The organism is Pedobacter sp. KBW01, from assembly GCF_003852395.1.
GTDB lineage: Bacteria > Bacteroidota > Bacteroidia > Sphingobacteriales > Sphingobacteriaceae > Pedobacter.
In genome coordinates, this window is sequence record NZ_QAJQ01000007.1 from 49,362 (window position 1) to 71,742 (window position 22,381).

Here is a 22,381-nt window from a genome sequence, read left to right on the forward strand (position 1 = left end):
TAGATTAAGTGTGCGAATTGTTTGAGATCCCGAGTTTTAATACTGGTAATTTTTGGCTTGATCACCGGTTTTTGTTATCAGAACCTCTATTTTTCGGAATGTCATGTTGTATTCTTTCAATAAGTGCTCTATCGTACCAAGTGTTTCGGCTGATACCGTCCCGATATCCAGACCCTTTTTGTAATTGGTCAAAAAGTATTTGATTGCGTAGATGTCCCTGAGCGGTTGTTGACATTGGTATTGAAAGCTGCTTTTAAGGCTCTTTTTAATACCTACTATTTTTTTATCGACCACATTTAGCCCAAGTTGATCGAAGGAGATGCTATTGCGGCTTAGGTACACATCAATAACCGGAATGATTTCAGCCAGGATACTTGGTATTTCAGTTATAAGTTCCCCGACTGCATCATCTAGCACATTAGGGATGAATATCCGTCTGAAGTCATTAAGCTCATCAAGATAGTGATCGGATTGACCGCTGGCTGAAACGCTGAGATAAAGTTTTATGAATAGGGATAAGTCTTTTATGGAATGAAATTCTGAATGGTCACGTTTTCTGATCAACTTAAAAAGGTGCATGGTATCCACGTCGAGGTTATTGAAGATCACAATCACTTCGACAAGATCATGAATGACCTCCTTGCATAATATCTGTATATCTTCTGTAGAATCTGTTCCGTAATGTAAAAAACGGTTACGTTGATGCGGGAAATGATGCTCAAAATAATCCATTCCGGTAGAACGTTTGCAGAATGGTGTTACCAGACCAACCTTATCAGGCAGGGACTTTGCATCTGCTGGCTTACCGCATATCCTGCACATTTCAGTAAAAAGCCCTTCTACCTGTGGAACTGCCAGTGCGTAAAAGCCATAAAACTTCCCCTCCCTGTAAAGCTCCACAAGTTCCCCAAAAATCGCCTTCCGCTGTGGACTGAGAAAAGGCAGGAAATCGATTGAGGATTTCATGCTTATGATAGCCTGCTCAATAGGAATATATGCTTCCAGCTGCTGATAAAAAGACTGCTTGTCCGTCTTGTACACCCCTTTAAGCTCATTTGCCTTTCTTAAAGGTATTGGCAGCAGCCTATGGGTGATCCTATCAATTTCTTCGTAATCGAAATAGCGTTCAGAACGAAAATGCGGAAGGGTATATGGCCGGTCATAAAAGGCATCCATCCACCAGCTGCCAAGCATATCGGAATAGGCCCCAGCTTTCACAAGGGCACGTTGCTTGATCCCGTAGCGTTTGTATGTCCAGATCTTTTTGCGTTCTGCCACGCATCTTTCAAAGAATTTTTTCTGGGTACGCTGGGCTTGATTTCTTGGTGTTGTACCCGCTCTGATAAATTCTATAGACTGGTATCTGGTAATCAATGCATCAATGGCGTTGAGGTCTGCTGCGACCTTCGTTTCCAACATTGATTTATGGACAGCAGGGAGCTCTTTCAACTCAAGAAAATAATACATAAACCCCTCAAGTGGGTTGTTATTAACTCTCTTCCACACTTCTTTGGAATCCTTTCCGTATCCCATCAGTTCAATGATTCTCTGGGCAGCATGCTCAAGTTTTTGTGAGTCATAGGCACCGAGGTCAGTCTCTGGGAAATCAAACCCAAGCAGACAGTGATAACATAGGTTTGGAACAGAATTCCCAAAAAGGACATTATCAGGAACTTTCTTTAATATTTCAGTCCTGGCTCTTTGATGTTTGCCAACTGTAGAAAAAGGTATTGTTATCGATATTTTAGTGCTCTTCATTCTCCAAAATGATTAATAATACGTCAATCGAAACTGATCTGATTGCATGTGTGGCTATCAAGACACTGGATTTCATTAAAGTAATTGGGTTTGCCAGCTACTGATATTACATCAGTGGCTACTGCGACCTAAAAACGCAGATTTAACTGTCAGAATAATTTTACTGTCGAAGTATCCATTCTGTCGGTATCAATTTGTTTCCATCTCTCCAAACTGCAACTTCATGTACATCTTCATTACCGTAGATGCTCTGATCGGCATGGTCCAGAATAATCGCCTGCCAACTTCCATTACTTTGTTTGATACAATTGGCAATAGTCCTGAAAATTTTCTTCACTGCTTCGGCATCCTCATCCTCCTCAAACTGAACATCTATTTCTCCAATCTCTGCAGATTGGGCTTTACTTAATTTTGGAAAGTACACCTGACTAGGTTGATCAAATATCACAAAACCAGGAACGGCTGAATTTTTAAGATCTTTGAAAAATTCCTGTAGTGCACACATCAGAGCTATATGGAATGATACCCAGTTGGATGCACTTCCCACCTCAGACAGAAAATACCAATGGTCTCCACTACCCAAGACCTTGATATTTAAATCTTTTATATCAAACCTGGGAGGGACTTCTTTGTACTTATCTTCAACATCAAGTGTTTTCAGATAGGTCAACATTTTGCTAGAAATCCGCTCTGTTGCAGCGGCAATTCTCCTGTTGACGCCCTGAATGTCTACAATCTTGCTTAGCCTATCATATTCAGCCTGCAAACGTTCGATATCCCTTTGAAACTCTCCGCCGTCATTCAGTTTTTGAAAATAATCGTAGTTAGCCTTCAACTGGCCGAGAAAAAGGTACATGTTCTTATTTTGCTGAAATTCCTGCTGAACCTTTTGATCTCTCGCCCGCAACAGGTCAAAACTGTCCTGAAGTATTTTCTTCTCTTCTAGTAATCTATCTAGATCGATCTTAAGCTTTTCTTCTTCCCGGGGAAATGCACCGGGGATCTCCGCAACCTTTTTTGACTCCCCCTCAAGTTGTTGGAATACGTTTGCAATCTTTAAAATCTCGTGGCGTGCCAAAGGATGTTCAGCACTGCCACATGAAGGACAAGGACCACCTTCGCTGTCCATATCAAGCAACCATTGTGAGATATGCAGACGGTCCTTGCGGCGTCTCACCGAGTTGCCGTAGTTATATAGGCCCGATTGTAGGTCCTTAAGATCATGCAGGCGTTTCTTAATGGAAGCGATACTGATGCTAAGTTTTTCCTCCTTACGCTCCATTTCAAGTCTCTCGGCATTGGAAGTCTGAATGTCTCCAGCGGCTGTTTTCGAGTGGTCCGGAGTGGTATGCAACAAACTTGCAGCGGTTTCCAAAAGAATGGAGGGATCGGTAGATTCTTCATAATCATCCGGAAGCAATCCATATTCCCCAGCAATCCGGAGATGTCCCTGCATATTTGCAACCCAGGCCGCAGAAACAGTTCCCATACGTTCAACCTCACGCTTTAAGCGGTTCAGATTACGTTCTATTTCCTGTATCCTGATCCTCGCCTGAAGGATTTCGGTAGTTTCCGCTCCTATGATGAACGGAAACCAGTTGCGTAGTTTCTCCCTGTGCTCATGTGCATGGGTTTTGTAAAACAATATATTTTGGTTGGCCACAATATCCTGGCTCTGAAATACAAAAGCCATCAGGTCCCTGAATCCTAAACGGGCCTGATATGAGGTTTTCTCTCCTGAACTGTTAAGGTCCAGATATGGTAGCGCAGAAAGGCCATCTAACATCAGTTTGATGCCGTCGAGCGTTTCATTTGATTCAACTAAAACGACGGGGACAACCAGTTTTTCTCCCCTCAATAAATAGAAATGATTGGGTGATTTGTTGATCACTGGAGCCCTTCTTGCTATGAGAATCTGCTCCATGGCTGTTTCAACAACGATGCCATACCAGGATGCATGATCCCTAATGGTGTCAATTGGTATCGAGCAATCGCTTGAGGCCAGGCAATAGTCGATAATGGGAATTATCGCTGATTTACCAGTTCTTGAGGAACCTGTAATTACGTTGAGCTTTCCCGGAACAAACTCGATCACCTGAGGCAGGGTACCTTCGAGTTTCGGCCATATAATTAATTTTAATATCTGAAATTTCATTAAAGTACTATTTTAAGGTATGTACAAACGGTACTGATATCATGCTCGGCGAACCACCTGCCTAATATTTCTGCTTTTTCTCCGTCTCTTTTTAGGTCCGGTTTGGGAGCATTGCCCCTTTTTAGTAATTCCTCGCCACTCCTTACATAAAGGCTGGCCTCATCGGGCTCCCAAAAAAGTAGGCCCGTAGAAACAGCAATATCTATTGCTGCCCAGGTATAAGACAGTTTGGCTTTCACGCGCTGCTGGATATCCAGCAACAGGTCTGAGTTCTTGTGGTCTTCAAAACTGCGCACGTAGGACTGCAGGTCATTCCGCATATTGCTAATAGGCGCTTTTAGCTTGTCATTGGTCAATATTGCACCCGCTATAAAGTGGTTAAGCGCATTCGGTGCCGCTCCTTCCTGATGGGCAGATACAAAACCCTTAGTGAACCAATAAAGTAAAAACGCACCTACCGCAGGAGTGTTCCATATCTTTACCTCTTCAATCAATTCACTCATCTTCTGCTTTATTTAGTGGTTTGAACGAAGTTTTCCAATTGGGATGCCAGCCTAGACTTAGGCCATTGGACATCAAGTGGTAAGAACCTGCTATTGTGTAGATGGGCGGTTCCTGATTTTTAATCAGCAATTGTCTCTTCATACAGGCCAGGTAGACCAGTTGCCCTTTGCTGACATCTGGAAGTGCAGAATGGGTAATCCGTACCTCCTTTTCGCTATTCCGCCAAAAGGACATCAGCTTTCCTTCAAAATCTAAAGCAACATCCTCATCAATGAGTTCATTCTCTATCCACATTTGCCTATTCACCTTAGCGCGTAGAAAAGCAGTAACTGCGTCCTGGATTTCATCATCATCACTATCGATAGCTTCTAACTGTTGAATATACAGTGGACGCTGCAGTTTTTGCTTTTTTGTATCCTCTTCATTAGGTGGAAATTCAAGTGCAAAATCGATAAGTTCTCGCTTACGCGCGCTTTCGAGAAATTTGGTCGCATTTTTATCGAATTCTTCCCAAGTTATAACTGCCTGCTGCTTCACGGCAAGCTTAGCCATTACGTCTTCAAACAACCATCCCAGCAGCCTCTGCTTTAAATAATCAACCTGATTCACGCCCACGTGTTTGGTCAAGATTGCTTTCTCAACTTCTTTTAAACCCGTTCCGCTACCCGTAACGAATTCGAACTTTTCAACAACAGACGATAATTCAGATGTATGCTTACTCAAAAAATCTACATGCTTAAAAATTTCATGTTTTGAATCTATCTTTTTAACTTTTAGAAGGGCAGTCTGGATTGCCGCATCTGCATCAGTTTTCGTTATTGCCCTATTAAATGAATCTACTATGCCTTTTCTGCCTTTTTTGTTTGCGTAAAGCATAAAAACTGTGTTTGCAGGATCGAGTTCTCCACTAATGACCTGATTGGTCCAGTTGTAAAAAGTTTTCCATAGATCAGACGATAGGTCCGTTACAGGATTGCCGTTCTGGGATGATTTATCCTCTTCAGCGAGTTTTGATTGGTCTTCTTTAGCAACGCCAACATCTCCCAATACCTCTAAGCTGATTTTATCACCCGGACCACTGGTCAGCAGGTGCCATAGAGCTCTTGGAAATTGTAGCGAAAAACCTAATAGTTGACCTGGAGCGTTAGTTCCCATTAGTTTTTCTTTATTATACTATTCTCAAACATACACATAATTTTCAAAATTAAAATCGTAACTTAATTATTGGGTGAATGCTTAAAAACAGCAAGATCCTATATCCCACCAGTACTTCAAGTTTTTTCTAGATTAAGTCGTGTTCATCCTTTTCAATACTGCTTGTTGGATACCTGGCATCTCCGCCTTTTACAGTCAGGTATTCAATTTTATCCATAGACGGAAAGCGTTTAATACTAGACTAAAGGAAAAAGGCCGGAACTCTCGCAGCCCCGGCACTCCTTTACTACAACGTAACAATAACCTATATAGTTAACATTTGTTATTACCTATTTATCCCTTAAATAAACCAGCTCCCCTTTTTCAGTGTGGTCCGGAAACACCGCTGCGGTAAGCAATACCAGTTTTCTTCCACCTTCTTCGATCTTCCAGTCCTCTGTGATCTTGATCACCACCGCTTCCTCTTCACTGCCCATTACCATCTCAGATTTCAATGTCATCACACCTCCATCGGCAGACCAGCTCCTATTAACAGTCTTCAATACCTGCAGCCCATTGCTTAAAGCCACCAGGTGCTGTTTACCATCAAATACCACCGTATCCAGCCTCGACTGCTCTTTTCCCGAACTGTCTACCGAAAACTTCTCCAAAACCATCCTATCGGATAACTGGGATATCTTCAAGCTTTTCTTCCCGGTATTCGGAAATGGCTTGTCTGCCATGCGGCTACGTTCATAATCTATCGTCCATTTCCCGGAAAAGTCCGTTTCTGCTTTAAATAACTTGCTTGAAGTTAAACTGATGAATGCAATGGCTAACACAGCCAGCTTGATGATCCTATTTTTCATATCTATTATTCTTTCTTTATTGATATACCACGAGTAAATCAGTCCTACCATAGCTTGTCGGATATGGGAACAAACTGCCTCGGGGATGATTACTTGTTTTGATTACCCGAAGCTTATTTCACAGGCCAGGTAGGCAAGGAATTCAGCATTTTATTGTAATTTTCTTTGATTTCTTTATTTTGAGGATCAATTGCTAACGCTTTCTTTTCCCAGTTTAAAGCTTCTTCTCTCTGACCCAATTTATAAAGGATATTCGCATGGGTATCCATGGCTGCATTATTATTTGGCTCACTGCTGAGTAACCGCTTGGTCCATTCCAGTGCAGTAACGAGATCTTGTTCATCGTTAGCATGTAAAAAGATAAACCAGGTATCATTGGTAAGTGTAAAATTTGAGAGCAAGGATGGATATTTTGCCAAAATCTCTGCTTTAGTCTTCACAAAACCCGGGAGATTTTTTTGAAAATAGTAGTATAAAGCGATGTTTTCTAGGATGGCCTGCTCGCCAATCGGCCCGAACTTATCTGCTTCTGTTCTCAATTGCAAAAAATCCGGCGCTTTGTTCTTGTCAAAAACAACAGATTTAATTTCACCGTCAATCACATCTTTTACCAATTTGCCTATCTCTGATTTAGCCGCTGAATCCTTTTGTAAGTTGTAGGCCGAAAACAACTTAGCAAATGCGCCGGAAGATGTACTTTGCGTGGTTTTCTGGAGCACAGTTAGGTTATCGGGGCTTAACGGAGACTGGATGACAGAAAAATAAACATCTGCAATCCTTTGCGTGTTTGAATCATCTTTTTGCCTTAAAGACATCAAAACTAATCTTCTTAAGAAAATGGAATCATTTTTTCCATCCTTAAATAGTTTCAAAAATTCCGCATACCGCTCATCCGTGTCATTAGGATCTATATCGGTCCCAATTGAGAAACCAGGATCAATTGAAAAGCTTTTATCCTCGGGTTTTATCAATTGGCTGTGTATCTCACGTAGACGCTTCAGTGGGATCTTAATCACCTCCCTGTCGTATGTCATCAGGCCATTTTCCTCACCCTCTACATCAAATGGCTGCGTGTATATGCTTGCAGAAAGTCCCTTGGGAACTAGTGTTTGTAGTTTTTTAACCATCTCATCATATCTCTTATCAAGCTCCCGGGGAAGTACCTGCACATACCCCCAACCTGTAAGATCAGTCCACTGATGTCCCGGTACGGGTACGCCGATTCCCCCGAATTCACCGCAAACCTGTGCTTTTCCATCTTGTTTCAAACTGATCATAGGATCTGGATAGGCATGCACATCGGTCATGTCCGAATTAACATAAGCGTCCGGACTTGGGCTTCGCAATTGATTATTAACATATAGGTACTCTCCACTGTGCCCGTTGACTATCCTGGTAGGATCGACTTCCTTTAACCACCTGGTCAAATGCGCCTGGTCATATGCTCCCCACTTCTCGTTGAACAATACCCAAGTGGTAATGCTAGGGTAATTGTGTAGCTGTTTGATGATCTCGGCGTTCTGGGATTCAAAAACCTCCCTGCTCCCTTCAGGCAATCCCTGATTGGGATTTACCATGTCCTGCCATACCATCAACCCAAGTTTATCAGCATAATAATACCACCTTGCCGGTTCTACCTTAATATGCTTTCTGATGGTATTGAAACCCATTGATTTTATTGCCTTGATGTCGAAAGCGAGTGCCTCGTCATTGGGCGCAGTATACAGCCCATCTGGCCAGAACCCCTGGTCAAGGGTTCCAAGATTAAAGGTGAACCTGTTGTTCAATAAAATACGATCGACGCCCTGATCATCCTTTCCGATGCTGATCTTGCGCATCCCGAAGTAACTTTTCACCCTGTCTCTGCCCATTCGAACTGAGAGTTGGTAAAGATATGGATCATCCGGGCTCCATAATCTGGTGTTTGATATCGGAATACTGATCGTCTTATTGCTCCTCCCCTTTATAGCCTTTCCAGCTGCTACTAAAGTAACTTCTTTATTTGACGCCGCATTAACGGTAACATTGACCAACGACCTGTCAATATCAGGTGTTATCGTTAAACCCTCAATATGCTCCGCAGGAACGGTTTCCATCCATACCGTTTGCCATATCCCGGAGCTGGGCGTGTAGTATATACTTTCCGGTTTGAGTACCTGCTTACCGTGAGGCCCGTTCCCTTTATCGCTGGGATCAAAAACCCTGACCATAAGTGTATTCTCACCTTCTCTTAAACGATCGGTAATATCGAAATCAAATGCTGTGTAGCCACCAATATGTGCCCCTAACTTCTCCCCGTTGAGGTAAACTACAGCCTGGTAATCGACTGCCCCAAAATGAAGGATAACCCGTTCGCCGGCCCCAATCTTTGGCTTTACGATTTTTCGCTGATACCACAGGAACTCATCGGGCTGTAATGCCTTCTTAACACCCGAAAGTGCAGATTCAATCGGATATGGTACAAGAATTTTGTCGTTCCCAAAAACAGGCTTGGCTGCCTTTCGATCCGTAATGGTATATTGCCATAATCCGTTTAGATTTTCCCACTTATTCCTTTCCATCTGTGGTCTGGGATAAAGATTATGGGTACGTGCGGGGGATACTTCCTTTGCCCATCTTGTAGGCAATACATTTTCCTTTGCAGTCCAGCCCTCCTGTTGAGCCGATAGCCTCATTGTGCTTAAACAAGTGAAAAGCAACAGTGCATAAAATTTCAAGTTATTCATTCGTGTTTATTTATTTTGTTTATTGATTTCTTTGGCTTCAAGTTGTAGCCCCTCTTGCCCGGAAATTCCCAGGCTCATCCATTTTGGGAGCGGCTTATCTTTTAAATAGTGGTCAAAAAACTGTTTGATCCTGACCGTATAATCATTGCTTGACTCATTGGTCAAAATATGTCCGGCTCTTGGGTAATCGATCAGCCATGCCTGCCGTCCAAGTCTCTTCAGCACTGAAAAAAGCTCCCGGCCCTGTGTGGATGGTACTGAGGAATCTAAGCTCCCAACCTGTATCAGCACTGGGGTACGAATTGAATCCGCTGCGTAAATCGGTGAATTTTGGATATATAACGCTGGATTTTCCCATAGTGGAACCCCGATCCTACCCTGCCCCTGTTCAGTATGAAAAGTGCCGTTCGCATTATTGAAACCATATGTTTTAGCTATCAGATCGCTCACCCCTGCAGCAGAAACTGCGGCCTTGAACTGATTACTATGTGAGATGACATAATTAGTTTCATACCCGCCAAAGCTGTGCCCCTGTAGCCCCAAACGTGTAGAATCAACACAATCAAGCTTTTTTAATTCACTGGCGGCCCCAAGAATGCAGGCCAGTGCAGATTTTCCCGGATACCCGATTTTATACTGTATATCTGGTACGCAAACGATATAACCATTACTCACAAAATAGGGTATGGCAAGCGGACCTCCACTGAGGTCAGGGAAAAGAAACTGGTTCTTAAAATCACTTATATGTTCATAATAATAGAATATGACCGGGTACTTGAGGTTTGGATCGAAGTTTTCCGGCTTATATACAATAGCCTTCGAAGGCTTCCCATTTACTGTATAGTTAAGTAATGATGAGTTAAACCAGCTATACCGGCGCTCGGGGTAAACCGAGGTAAGCCGGCGAAACGCTTTAAAATCCCGGGTAAAGAAAAGATTGGGACTGGCGTTTTTTTCAGATTTGAGAATAAGATAAGCGTTGTCCTTTTTTGCTTTGATGGGACCGATACTAAAAGCGGATGGTATTGGTCCAACGAAGGATTGTCTGTATGAATCTCCACTTAACAGAAAATCAGGTCCCATAGTCAATTTGATAAGTGAGGGAACGTCCTTAAGCTGGCACTTGTAAAAGCCTTGATCCTTGGTATTTTCATCCAATGCAGAGAGTAACATGGTCTGATCGGGCCTAAACATTCCTGTTTGTTCCCTATCAAAATTAACGATGCGCAAACTTATCTTTTTCCTCCTGCCCTCACCTCCCGTAAGGGCTGTACCCACTTTTGTTCCATTGAGTTTAACCTTCCAGATATCATACCGGTCTGCCAAAAGTATCTCGTCTGACCCGGTGAATCCCTGTATACCATACCCATCAGAAGGAGCATCTGCATTCGACCACGCCTCCTCAAAAGTTGGATAGGCAACCAATGCCGAAAGATTAACAGTCCTATGGTCATTTATGCTGTAAGACATATACGAGCGCTTTCCTCTGTCATAATAGATCACATATTTTCCGTCGGGGGAAAATCTGCAGACCAAGCCAAGGTTAACATTGGCAATCTGATGGCTCACTCCGTTTTTTAATGAAATAAGCGAGATGTTATGTTCATTGGCTTTTTCATCCCACCAGGGCAAACGATTGTTATATTTCCGTTTGTAGAAAAGCAGTAAGGAGTCTGATACCACTTTGGACGAAAAACCTTCCATTACAAAATTGCTGCATAATGGGATTATCTTTCCTGTTTTTAGCTCAACGGTTGCAATTTTAAGCTGATCGGGATCTTGTGTTTCTGCGTAGGTAAGCGATGCATATACTTTGGCATCTGACGGGTTAGCCTCCACATGTTTAGCCGTGTCTGCTGTGTCATAAAAGAAAAATACCCTTTCTCCGTCCCTGCTGAACTGGAATCTTGAACCGGTAAATTTTACATTCCCGAGCGGAAATAATTTCTGTTGATCAACCAATGGTATGACTTCCGATCCCCCATTGTAGAAACCCAGTCTGTTCCTGCCTTCATCGTCTGCATAGGAGAAAACGATCCTATCCCCATATTCACAATAGGTATCAATATTAGTTATGGACTTCAACTGAACTGGCACATTCTTTTCAAGGTCAACAACAAAACATTTATCCCCCATACTGTACAGTAAATGCCGGTTGTTATCTGTATAATAATAACGTTCTACTCCAGTTACGGCTCTTAAGTCTCCAGGAACCCCCACAAGCATTTTATTACCGGCCTGAAGACAGATCAGACCATTTTTCCCCACTACCTTTCCGACATGGAATGAGACAATGTTTTCCAGATAGGATTTCCTTCGCGTCGCCACTTCAAAAATGCACAACCGTTTTCCAGTCAATAAATAGACAAACTTATCGTCATCGCTAACCTTATACTCCTCTCCGCCCTCAATTGTCACTTCCCATTGTTCAGCTGTTCCCTGAACGATAGCCTTACTGGTACCCTGCGTACCACCGTCTATCCGGTACACACAATACTTGCCGTTATGACTGAGCACGATGTTCCGGTCCACCACCTTTTCCCAGGAGACATATCTTGTGTCCAGGTCAAGGGCAGGTTTCCCCAAATTGCCCTGGGCCACGGCACTGGTGCATAACATTAGCATCCAGGCCATTGGCAGGATTAGTTTCTTTCTCATTTTTTTTAGTTTCACTTTAAGTGACTGGCCGGAAGATAACCGGCCAATCATCATTTTTAGTAGCCGGGGTTTTGCGGTTTTAGATTCGGATTCCTATTGATTTCCGAAAAGGGTATCGGAAAAAGTTTGTCTGTCTGCTCCCAGCTTCCCCCTTTTGCAATAGCAGCAGAGGGCATGATCGCATCAACCCTACCTGTTCTTTTAAGGTCAAGCCAGCGGTCACCCCATTCGGTAAACAGTTCAAATTTCCTTTCATTCTCTATGGCCAGCAGCATTTCCGCTAAATCTTCAGCTGGTGTGCCAGTAAGACCCGCGCGTGTTCTGACTGCATTGATATCGGCCTGGGAGCTCCCTGTACCAGTCAGTTTCCCTAACTGTGCTCTGGCCTCCGCACGTATCAGGTACTGTTCGGCAAGCCGCAAAACAACGGAGAATTCCATAATCTCGGCATCAGGATCTTCCAGTTTATATTTCCTCGCGAAGTGATAATCTATTGCAGGATTTGGGTCCGTGTCCGTAAAAGTACCAATCCAGTGTGTCCTTCTCTCATCTACCTGATCAAAGGAACTAACCAGTGATGGTGAAAGTGCGTAGGGCTTCTCAAAGTTGGGTGGCGTGGTCAGCAAAAATGTTTTGGCCTCCACTGTCTTCGCCCGCTGCCCCACAGGTTCAAGTTCCCATATGGTCTCCGTACTGTTCTTTAAAAATACCTCATCAAGGTTATCCTTTAAACTGAATTTCCCCGAACCAATAATCTCCGTCGAGAGCTGCTCTGCTTTGGTCCAGTCCTTTCTATAGAGGTAGACCCTGGCCAAGAGTGCAGTTGCTGCCCAGTAATTGGGCCTGAGTTTACTTTGTGAGGTCAACTGAAGTTCATTGTTCAAGTAATCCTTGCCCAGTAGTTCCCGTGCCTGAGTCAGATCGCCGATGATCGAAGCGTATACCTCTTCAGGAGCTGAGCGTGGTAGACTCACTGTTTTTTTGTAATCAGATGATTGAACCAAAGGAACTGCGCCATACAAATTTACCAGGTAAAAATATTGGAAGGCACGGGCAAACTTTGCTTCTCCGATCAATTGGGAACGGATTTTATCGCTGATCATTGGTGAGGCTTCAAGACCTTCGAGCATCACATTGGCCCTGAATATATTTTCGTAGGCCGCAGTCCAGTAAGCAAAAGGTACAAGACTTGAATTCGCATTAAGTGAATTGCTGTACTGGTCATCCGGTTCTACTCCGAAGGATTGGAACTCATCTGCAGACAGTCCCCCGAACAGGCCGACAAAAGTTGCCCTTTGGGAATTCAATACCGAAATGGAATAATAAATGCTGGTCATGGCCGAAATAGCCAGATCGTTTCTGGTAAATACCTGTGTCTCGTTGACCTTATTAATCGGCCCTTCTATCTCTACAAATTTTTTGCACGAGCTGTACACAAGGGCCGTAAATAATATAATGATTTTAAGTTTCGTTTTCATTTTTTTATGAATTAAAGTCCAATCTGAAGTCCTGCGGTGAGGGTACGGAGGGGAGGCATAAAAACCGTGCTCATGGTCTCTGGATCCAGTCCCTTGTACCGCGTAATGGTGAACAGGTTCTGCCCGCTTGCAACCAGTCTGAAGCTTTTGAAAATTCGCTGCTTCGGCAATAATGTCAACAGGTCATAGGAAACAGAAACATTTTTCAATCTGATGTAGGAGGCATCGGTATATACTGCATCACTGGATTGGAAAATGGAATTGAGGTTATTCAGACTGCTGTTCTGGCTAAATTTCTGTATAGTGGCCTGGTCTCCCGGTTTTTTCCAGTTATCCAATACCGTTATTGGTTGATTTCCGATAAGCCCACCATTGAAACCTCCCGGGCGGGGACCTGTGATGTAATTCTTGCCAATACGTTTTGAAAACTGCAATAGGAACTCAAGTGAAAGCCCCTTATAGCTAAAACCATTCATCAATCCCCCGAAATATTTCGGCATTGTACTGACAAAATAAGCAGCATCTTCGCCAACGGGCGATGAGGTAACATTACCATTTTTATCATAAAACTGATATAAACCAGTCTGAGGGTCCACACCTGCATATTTGTAAACGATGTTACGGTTCAACGGCTGTCCAATATCCAGCACAGCATCATCCACTGATCCCGCTAAGTCTGGATACCTTAATAACTTATTATTGTTTGCAGAAATATTGAAGGAGGTAGTCCAGGTAAAGTTTTTAGTCCTGATATTCACCGTGCTGAGTGAAAATTCTACTCCACTATTCTGTACCAAAGCATCACGGTTTACACGGATCGTTCCGGTACCGACAAATGAAGGCAGTGCTACTTCGACGAGCTGATTGCCCGACCTGTTCCTGTAATAGGCCACATTGATCAGTATCCTGTTGTTAAACAACCCAAGATCTAATCCAAGCTCCATTTTTCTGGTCACTTCCCAATGAAAATACCCGTCATAAAGCCCATCTATTGACAGTGCTTTTTTATCCTGATAATTTTCCTGTGTATAGGAGTAAAGTTTCATGTATTTATAGTCGGGAATCTGGTCATTCCCGGAAGAACCATAACTCGCACGAAGTTTTCCAAAACTCAATACGCCGATATTTTCTTTGATCCACTTTTCGTCTCCGAATATCCAGGCAGCTCCCACAGAACCAAAATTACCGAACTGGTTACCAGGCCCAAATCTCGAACTTCCATCACGGCGTCCACTGATATTCACAATATACCTGTCACCGATATTATAATTTAGGCGTGCAAATACCGCACTGTATTTATAAAGGTTTTCCGATGTCTCACTACGGAACATTGTTGCAGCGGCAAAGTTACCAAGGCTCTGGTCATCTGGAAACCCTTCTGCATCAGTCTTGATAGAACCGTTGCTGTTTTCCTGCAGTGTCCCGCCCAATAAGGCAGAAAATTTTCCAGGCCCGATGATGCGCTCAATGGTGAGCTGAGGCTCCACTACCCAGGAGCTGGCAGTCGAGTTAAACCTTAAAGCATTCCGCAAACCATCTGGACGCCGTTCCGGCGCAATAGCTGAAAAGGGCGTTCCTTGAAAGGTCTCTCCCTGCGTCAGATTATATCCCCCGCTGATCTTCGCTCCTATGCCGTATCCGAAACTGTAAGAGACAAGTCCACTTGAGATCAGGTTATGATTACGTGCAGTATACAGGTTGTTCAACGCGGCCAAAGGATTTGTCCAGGCAGAGTTTCCATTCGGCAGTGTCTGCCAATTGATATCTCCATTTGAATCGCGCAATGCCGGCGCATTCGGGGCCAATGTCATTGCCGCTGCCGTAAAATCAGTGGGTGGAGCGGTATTGTTGTTGATCAGATAACTGAGGTTAAGTTGTGTCTTTAGTTTGTTGTCCAATGAGCTTCCATTCAGGCCAACGTGAAGGTTGCCCTTCTGATCGCCATAATCGCCAACAGTAGGATTGGTCTCTTTCTGATAACCGCCATTGATGATATACTGTACAGTTTTAGAGCCTCCGGTAACACTCATCTGCAGATTAGTTAACGAAGCAACACCTCCCAGGAGTTCTTTTTGCCAGTCTGTGTATCTGGTGGTATCGAAAGCAGTGAGGTCATAGTTATTGAATATAGGGGTAGTTGGGACAGGGAGGTTATTGTTCCTGAAGGCCTGATAACGCATATCCAGATATTGCCTGGTATTTAAAAGAGCTAACCTCCTCGAGACTTCCGATGCTCCATGGGAGAGGTTGAAATTCACTTTGGTGGTTCCTGCTTCTCCTCGCTTTGTGGTGATCAGCACTACGCCATTTGCACCTCTTGATCCGTAGATAGAGGTTGCGTCGGCATCCTTGAGCACATCGATAGAGGCGATATCTGCAGAATTGATCAAGCTAAAGGCAGATATTGCCTGTCTCCCGAACCCATTGTTATCAACAGCTAAAGGCATTGCACCCAGTACACTCTGTACATTGGGATCAATAGGCACCCCGTCAACAACGTACAACGGCTCCGAATAATTCAGGCTGTTCTGTCCACGGACCTTTATCTTCAATGCTGCTCCCGGCACGCCACTCTGTTGATCAATAGTCATTCCCGGGATCCTTCCCTGAAGCGCCAATAAAGGATTGTTTACAGGCTGCTTCACAATATCATCTGCCTTAACTGTAGAGATATTACCCGTCGCTACCCTCCTTGATGTCGTACCATAGGCCTGAACCTGAACTTCATCTAGCTTGGAATTGCTGACCACTAAACGGATGAGTAGCTCTTCCCTCCCCACCTTAACCTCCCTGGTCACAAATCCAAGGTAGGAGATGGTTAGGACAGCATCTTCATTTATGTTTTTTAATAGGAATTCTCCGCCAGAACCGGTTATGACCGACCCCTTTCCCCCTTTTACACTCACAGTGGCCCCAGCCAAGCCATTCCCCGCCTCATCTACCACTTTACCCCTGACATCCACCGCCTGAAATCGGGCAGTTAAATCCGCTATAACAGTTTTCTCCTTTGCTTTTCTAATGGTCACCCGGTTCCCCGAAATCTCATATTCCAGTGGCAGCCCTGAAAGGGCATCCTTTAATGCCACCTCAATAGTGGCATTCTTCACACTGATACTGGTCTTGACCCCTGTACTTAACAGCTGGCTGTCATAGACAAAATCATAGCCGCTCTGTTTCCTGATCTCTTTCAGGACCGAACGCAGCGGCACATTCTTTTCATTGATGCTGATCAGCTGGCTATAGGAAGCCGCACTGAGCTGCATCAGGCTTACGATCAATAATACGGTGGTTAGTCGCATGATGAGCCAGATTTTACGGTACAACGCATGCGCCATACCCGTTTTTTTGGTATAATATTGGTACATTTACGGTTAGTTTGGTTTGCAGACCTGCCACGGTCCTGAGAAAACTTTGGGCAGCCTGCGGTAAAACAGTTGATAATAATTGATTGTCCGAACCTTTAGACCTGCGGTGCCCGGCACTGCCGGTCTAATTCTTCGTTAACCTGATCCTAATTGCTTTCTTTTCATCTCTTTGTCTGCTTGGTTTGGTTGATAAATAATTGCTGTTTTTCTATAGGGAGATGATGTTTTTTTATGATTTTACTACGGTTTTATACACATATACCTTTCTGCCGCTGATCTTGAATTCCACTATGCCCAGCCGCTGGATCATGTCCAGCACTGCGGAAAGCTTCTGGTTCCTGGATACCAGCCCCCCGGCCTTGAAATGCAGGGGAACAGCCGCATCACACACCATTTCGACATCGTACCACCTGGACACCTTTCTCATCGCCTCCCTAAAGTCAACATCATCCAGGTTAAAGTCCCCATCCTTCCAGTCGGTTATGCTTTCGGTATTTACAGTAGCTACCTTTAACCCTCCATTGACATTCAAACTCTGCTGCCCGGGCTTGATCACCCTGTTTTCGCCCCCAGCCCTCACCTTTACAGAACCCTCGATCAGGGTCGTTGCTGTACCAGCTTCATCGGCATAACTGTTCACATTGAACTGTGTCCCCAGTACCTCCACTTCCTGTCCTGCAGTTGAAACTATAAATGGGTGCAATTTGTCTTTAGCTACCTCAAAATACCCTTCCCCTTTCAGCGCTACCCTTCGCATCCCATCTTTTATCAATGCCGCCGAATAACTTAAAGTCGATGCGGCATTCAGCCATACATGGGAACCGTCAGGGAGCCTTAACTGGTAAGTCTCCCCATTTGCAGTGGATATCGTATTAACTTTATTACTGTTATCTTTTTCCTTGATCTCATACACAATCCGACCAGCAGCATCTTTACTAATGACTACTCCACCTTCCTGCGCCAGTTTGCCATTTGATGCATCTGCCAGCCTGATCTTCCGGCCATCAGCCAAAGTCAATGTTGCGGATTGCCTCCCTGGGGCAACATCGTTAACCTGTGCTACATTGACCACCTTATCCCCGTTATTCATTTGATAGACCATCAGTCCCGCCCCAAAAAGCACCACCGTTACCGCCGCCGCAATGCCGATCCTTGGCAATAAGCGGACAATCCTTCCTCTTCCCATACCACTCTCAGCTCTGATCTTAAGCAGGATCTGCTCGTAACGTCCCTGATCTACACCAAGTTCCTCTGAATGGGTCAGTTGCTGCTGCATCAACAGTAGCACATCCTCCTCGGAAGTTCCTGATGACAACAGTTCCAGCAGCTCTTGCACCTCCGTCTCAGTGGCTATGTTATCCTGATAAGCCAAAAACAGTTCTTTGATACGCGTAGATTGATCGTCCATATTTCTGCGGTTTTAACGATGAGACAATCCACAAGTACTAGCGTACTATCCGGATATAAAATAAATTTTAAAGTATTGTTATTTTCCTGTTAACAGGAAATATATGGCGAACGAAAACAGCTTCTGCCGTTTCTCCATAAAGCTTCGGATAAACTTTAGCGCATGCACCAGCTGGTTCTTTACCGTCTGGCGTGACAGGGACAGTTCATCTGCAATCTGTTCATTGCTCATGCCCTGCTTGCGGCTCATTTCAAAAATCAGCCTGCGCTGTTCTGGCAACTGTGCAACAGCCTCCTCAATGATGGCAGCGCTTTCTTTCAGATCAAAATCATCCGCTGTAGCATTCACCAGCTCTGAACCCAAGCGCGCATAATTCATCAAAATCCTGGAATGGTTGCTCTGTTTTTTTAAGTAATTCAGTGTCCGTGAACTGGCCATGTGAAAAATATAGGATGTAGGATGCTGAACCGAGGAAAGCAAAGCCCGCTTTTCCCACAACTGTACAAAAATTTCCTGCACGATCTCCTCGGCTACCAGCTCATCCTTAACCATTTTAAGCACATAGGGATGGATCCTCCCTACATAGTGCCAGTAGATCTTCTCAAAGGCACGCTCACTACCACCGGCAAGTGCTGCCAACAGTTCGGACTCATTCTCCAGGGATCTGACCTTCATTTGGACCGGTTTGCTAATGCCTTTGTACTGAATATCACTTAAATATACCAAATTTACCGATCAAAATAAATAGACTCAAAGTCCCAAAAACCCGAAAACAGCAATGGGATGGAAAACAAAAATCACACAATTAACTTTTTCATCACTATCAACCTTATCTTTCAGTAAAACGGGCTGATCAACAAGTAAAAAACCGAATTATATTTGTCAACCCAATCAAATTCAAAGGCCAAACCCAATTAAGCCCCGGCTCTCTTCTTCTCCCTATATTCACCCGGGCTCATTCCACTAACCCGCTTAAAATAGGTCGAAAAATAACTCAGCTCCGAAAAGCCCAGTTCATAGGCTACCAGCTTCAGTGCCATATCAGTCTCCAATAGCAAAAATTCAGCTTCCATCATCATCCTGTCCATCACCACACCGTATACCCGCTTCCCAAAAGTCATCTTAATGATCCCGTTCAGGTTCCTTGGCCGCATCCCCAGCAGCTTTGCATAAAAAGCGGTCTCCCGGTGATCCTTGTAATGCACCTCCAGCAATTCCGCAAACCTAGCAATATCACCTTCCGCGCCGATCTCTTCAGCCTTCTCAAATACCTTCAACGGTACCTCATAAATATAAAACAGCCTGCCATCCAGGCTAAAATGTCCAACCTTATCCATAATCAAGCGCAATTAATCCGATAAAAAACACGAAAATGCTGGAGCACATCCGGCCCCAGCACTCCTCACCTAACTTAACAATAACCGCAATAAGCGGTATATCTTAACAGCCTTACAGCAATCCAAAAACAAGCGCATAGGAAAAAAAGCAGTGCAGCAGATGCTGCACTACCAAACTTAACTCCTAAAAAAATTATCTTGTTTTCGCCGGAACCCGCACCACCGCCGCCACCTCCTCATAGCGTTCAATCTGCACCCTCAATCCTTCAAGCAGCTCCTGGTAAACCCCAAACTCCCTGGCTAGTTCCGCTTCCATCACCGCAGATTTCGTAACAACCAAACACCTCAGCTTTACTATCAGCCGATTATGCTCAGCACCTGAAATCCCCTGTAAGGCCATAGTAATCTATTTCCCTTCCACAGGCACTTTGTCCTCATCCCTAAACAACAGCCAACGCTGCCCCTTATCATTCACCCTGTAAAAGCTGTTACCCAAAATCAACAAGGCCTCACTTTTACCCTTAGCATGCGGCACATCGGTATTGATCACCTTGTTGTGGTAAAGTGTACTGATGGTATCTGCAATAATGGTGTGACCGGTAATGATGTGTCTGGCCTTGTATTGTGCCAGTACACTGTCCACCAAAGCTTCAGCCGTCCGTTTCTCTCCATAATATCCCCTATACCAAAACGGCCCATAATTGGTGTCCATTACCAAATTGGTATTGGCATCACCATAATCTGCTCTCTTTAGTGCATAATTTGGTCTTGCTAATTTATTGATCTCCTCAATCCCCAATCCTGCAATATTGATTTTGGATGAAATACCCCCATGTGCAAACACCAGATCCCCGATCTGCTCCACCACGTTCTTACTGCGCAACCATTTGCCCAGCTCACTGTTTTCACTATAAAGCTCAGCAATTGACTTTCCCAGTACTTTAGCTGTATTTGCATATTTTCTTGTATTATAGGACACGTCACCTTGCAAATTCATAATCTCATGGTTCCCAAGAATGAAATGAACATAACCACCCATTTTTTTAGCCTTATCTTCTAGCGAATAGATAAGCCATAAACATTCTGTAACCTGGTTGCCCCTGTCAAACATATCTCCACAGAATACTAAATGGCCGTTGCCAAAAGTCCAGTTACAATTTTCATCTACAATACCATTATTGATTAGTAATAACTTCAACTTTTCCATATTGCCTTCTATATCCGATAAAGCGACTAGCTTGTCAGCTTTTTTGAACGAAAACGGCTGCACGTTGATTTTATTCTGTAGAGTTATATTGAATCTTTTGAGGAATTCATCACTTTGTATACTTAGCTGACTGACATCGCTACCATCTTTTTTTAGACCTTTGAGAGTAAATGCAGTTTTTTGGCCATTCTCATCAAATACATAAGGGCCATCGTTAATTTCCGCTAATTGTTTGTTGATCAGATTAATTAATCCTTTACCATTATCCCTTCTTGGATCAACTTTTTCCTCTGGGCTTAACAGATTGCCAAATGCGTCAAAAAACAGGAGACTTGGGTAGGCCGTAATGTCGTAATATTTTATTAATGGGTGCTGTGTGCCAAGCCCCTTCGTAAAAAGCTGTAAACTGTTTTTCGAAGTATATTTCCCCTGATTCACACTTGTTAGCCAAGTATCTTTATCTTTATCAATTGACACACTCACGAAAACAACATCCTTATTTCCTCTAAAGTAGTCTTCCACAATCGAAATTGCAGGTGCCATCTGGACACAGCCGGTACAGCCAGTAAACCAGAAATCAAGGACGACCACTTTGCCCAAAAAATCGTTTTTTGTCACTATTTTTTCGTTGCGGTCGTTTAGTTCAAAATCCATTAGTCCCGTTCTTGCCAGAACCCTTCTTCTTTCATGTTCATAAGCGCTAACTACTTTTTTATATTTCAAGCCTGCCGAAGATTGATAATAGTCTGCAAGCATCAATTCTAGCTTTGGAATAAATCCCAAACGATAAATAGCTCCACGATTGTAATAGAAAAAGAAAGCAAGGGCTTTTTCTCGCTGTATTCCTTTGTATTTTCGTTTGATCATATTATACCGGTACACATAACCGTCAGCTTTTTCATTTCCAAAAATGCTGCTATCCCTCTCATTTGACTTAAACCAACGCTCTTTCTCCCTTAATGCATCAAACTCTGACTTACGGTAAATGAAATATGGATCTCCTAAATAATTACTCTCAAACTCAAGCCACTTCGTTGCCGGATTAACGAAGGCTATGTCATAAAGCTTGCTTATTTCGGCATGCGATATACCTTTTTCTAGCCGCTTATTGTCGTTATCTGTATATGCCCATGACAACAAAGGTGAGAAGGAGTCAAGTCGACGCTTCTCTATATCCTGTAAAAAACTACTTTTGATGACATCATAAGCAAGTGGCGATATTTTGAACTTATAAGACTCTATCAAATCTAGACCGCCGTTCATTTTTACGTTTAAGCTATCATTCCATATCTTAAAATCTTCGACAGAAGTGAATGGCTTATATATAGCAGGAAGCGATTTATAAAGGGATTTGCTGGCAAATCTTTTACTCGTAAGATTTCGGATAAGATTGTATTTCTCAGCACCTTCCCCTATAAAAACGAGCTCCGCGTTGCTTCTTTTAAGTATAACAGAGTCACCAGGTTCAGCTAGATACATTATAGTATTTGCTTCGGTAGGCAGATATTCACCTTCAATAAAAACAGGATGTGAGGAGGAAAATGCATACTTAAAAATGGTTCGGTTTACAGTGGCCAAAATCCTTCTTGGTTCGTAAACGTAAGCTGTTGTGTCGACCGAATAAATATACAAATTACTCTTTTTTAAGCTTTCAGTACCAGAAGTGATTGCTCCTTGTATGGTAATTGCTTTGTCTCTTAACCCATTTTTTTGCTGTGCGCAAGCAATAGATAAACTGAAAGCGAAAAAAGTGATTAAATAACAGATTATTTTTTTCATGAG

At 43.5% G+C, this 22,381-nt stretch carries 14 protein-coding genes; all 14 read right to left on the reverse strand.

The window, feature by feature from the left end; all coding sequences use genetic code 11:
- Positions 1-36: 36 nt before the first annotated feature.
- The 14 genes from DBR40_RS07155 to DBR40_RS07215 all read right to left on the reverse strand — a co-directional run bounded on the left by DBR40_RS07155 (position 37) and on the right by DBR40_RS07215 (position 22,378).
- Positions 37-1,758 (reverse strand): hypothetical protein, encoded by a 1,722-nt coding sequence (locus tag DBR40_RS07155; RefSeq protein WP_124559068.1) that lies wholly within the window; start codon positions 1,756-1,758, stop codon positions 37-39.
- 160 nt (positions 1,759-1,918) lie between these two features.
- Positions 1,919-3,913: a DUF3732 domain-containing protein gene (locus tag DBR40_RS07160; RefSeq protein WP_124559069.1), complete on the reverse strand. Its 1,995-nt coding sequence runs from the start codon at positions 3,911-3,913 to the stop codon at positions 1,919-1,921.
- Complete coding sequence (locus tag DBR40_RS07165) at positions 3,913-4,416, reverse strand: three component ABC system middle component (RefSeq protein WP_124559070.1); 504 nt, start codon at positions 4,414-4,416, stop codon at positions 3,913-3,915. Before DBR40_RS07165 ends, DBR40_RS07160 begins: the two co-directional genes overlap by 1 nt.
- Entirely contained in the window at positions 4,409-5,572 is a 1,164-nt protein-coding gene (locus tag DBR40_RS07170; protein ID WP_124559071.1) for an ABC-three component system protein, read from the reverse strand. Before DBR40_RS07170 ends, DBR40_RS07165 begins: the two co-directional genes overlap by 8 nt.
- Positions 5,573-5,901: 329 nt before the next feature.
- Entirely contained in the window at positions 5,902-6,420 is a 519-nt protein-coding gene (locus DBR40_RS07175) for a hypothetical protein (RefSeq protein ID WP_233603825.1), read from the reverse strand.
- Between the two features lie 113 nt (positions 6,421-6,533).
- Positions 6,534-9,146 carry a sugar-binding domain-containing protein gene (locus DBR40_RS07180; RefSeq protein ID WP_124559073.1) on the reverse strand — a complete coding sequence of 871 codons (2,613 nt, stop codon included), beginning with the start codon at positions 9,144-9,146 and terminating at the stop codon, positions 6,534-6,536.
- 6 nt (positions 9,147-9,152) lie between these two features.
- Positions 9,153-11,804: an alpha/beta hydrolase family protein gene (locus tag DBR40_RS07185; protein ID WP_158673997.1), complete on the reverse strand. Its 2,652-nt coding sequence runs from the start codon at positions 11,802-11,804 to the stop codon at positions 9,153-9,155.
- Positions 11,805-11,860: 56 nt separating this feature from the next.
- Complete coding sequence (locus DBR40_RS07190) at positions 11,861-13,282, reverse strand: RagB/SusD family nutrient uptake outer membrane protein (RefSeq protein WP_124559075.1); 1,422 nt, start codon at positions 13,280-13,282, stop codon at positions 11,861-11,863.
- 11 nt (positions 13,283-13,293) lie between these two features.
- Positions 13,294-16,647 (reverse strand): SusC/RagA family TonB-linked outer membrane protein, encoded by a 3,354-nt coding sequence (locus tag DBR40_RS07195; protein ID WP_124559076.1) that lies wholly within the window; start codon positions 16,645-16,647, stop codon positions 13,294-13,296.
- Positions 16,648-16,876: 229 nt separating this feature from the next.
- Positions 16,877-18,055, reverse strand: coding sequence for a FecR family protein (locus DBR40_RS07200; RefSeq protein ID WP_124559077.1), 1,179 nt, complete (start codon positions 18,053-18,055; stop codon positions 16,877-16,879).
- A gap of 78 nt (positions 18,056-18,133) precedes the next feature.
- Positions 18,134-18,730 carry an RNA polymerase sigma-70 factor gene (locus DBR40_RS07205; protein WP_124559078.1) on the reverse strand — a complete coding sequence of 199 codons (597 nt, stop codon included), beginning with the start codon at positions 18,728-18,730 and terminating at the stop codon, positions 18,134-18,136.
- A gap of 239 nt (positions 18,731-18,969) precedes the next feature.
- Positions 18,970-19,392 (reverse strand): helix-turn-helix domain-containing protein, encoded by a 423-nt coding sequence (locus DBR40_RS07210; protein WP_124559079.1) that lies wholly within the window; start codon positions 19,390-19,392, stop codon positions 18,970-18,972.
- A gap of 193 nt (positions 19,393-19,585) precedes the next feature.
- Complete coding sequence (locus DBR40_RS27115) at positions 19,586-19,708, reverse strand: hypothetical protein (RefSeq protein WP_255420095.1); 123 nt, start codon at positions 19,706-19,708, stop codon at positions 19,586-19,588.
- Between the two features lie 90 nt (positions 19,709-19,798).
- On the reverse strand, positions 19,799-22,378 hold the full coding sequence (locus tag DBR40_RS07215) for a metallophosphoesterase (protein ID WP_158673999.1): 2,580 nt from the start codon (positions 22,376-22,378) through the stop codon (positions 19,799-19,801).
- Positions 22,379-22,381 lie beyond the last annotated feature (3 nt).

Bases quoted from the DNA above. Each gene is read 5' to 3' on its own strand.
- DBR40_RS07180 (WP_124559073.1), bottom strand. From the start codon at position 9,146: ATGAATAACTTGAAATTTTATGCACTGTTGCTTTTCACTTGTTTAAGC.
- DBR40_RS07170 (WP_124559071.1), bottom strand. From the start codon at position 5,572: ATGGGAACTAACGCTCCAGGTCAACTATTAGGTTTTTCGCTACAATTT.
- DBR40_RS07160 (WP_124559069.1), bottom strand. From the start codon at position 3,913: ATGAAATTTCAGATATTAAAATTAATTATATGGCCGAAACTCGAAGGT.
- DBR40_RS07205 (WP_124559078.1), bottom strand. From the start codon at position 18,730: ATGAAGGTCAGATCCCTGGAGAATGAGTCCGAACTGTTGGCAGCACTT.
- DBR40_RS07155 (WP_124559068.1), bottom strand. From the start codon at position 1,758: ATGAAGAGCACTAAAATATCGATAACAATACCTTTTTCTACAGTTGGC.
- DBR40_RS27115 (WP_255420095.1), bottom strand. From the start codon at position 19,708: ATGGAAGCGGAACTAGCCAGGGAGTTTGGGGTTTACCAGGAGCTGCTT.
- DBR40_RS07195 (WP_124559076.1), bottom strand. From the start codon at position 16,647: ATGTACCAATATTATACCAAAAAAACGGGTATGGCGCATGCGTTGTAC.
- DBR40_RS07185 (WP_158673997.1), bottom strand. From the start codon at position 11,804: ATGAGAAAGAAACTAATCCTGCCAATGGCCTGGATGCTAATGTTATGC.
- DBR40_RS07210 (WP_124559079.1), bottom strand. From the start codon at position 19,392: ATGGATAAGGTTGGACATTTTAGCCTGGATGGCAGGCTGTTTTATATT.
- DBR40_RS07200 (WP_124559077.1), bottom strand. From the start codon at position 18,055: ATGGACGATCAATCTACGCGTATCAAAGAACTGTTTTTGGCTTATCAG.
- DBR40_RS07190 (WP_124559075.1), bottom strand. From the start codon at position 13,282: ATGAAAACGAAACTTAAAATCATTATATTATTTACGGCCCTTGTGTAC.
- DBR40_RS07175 (WP_233603825.1), bottom strand. From the start codon at position 6,420: ATGAAAAATAGGATCATCAAGCTGGCTGTGTTAGCCATTGCATTCATC.
- DBR40_RS07165 (WP_124559070.1), bottom strand. From the start codon at position 4,416: ATGAGTGAATTGATTGAAGAGGTAAAGATATGGAACACTCCTGCGGTA.
- DBR40_RS07215 (WP_158673999.1), bottom strand. From the start codon at position 22,378: ATGAAAAAAATAATCTGTTATTTAATCACTTTTTTCGCTTTCAGTTTA.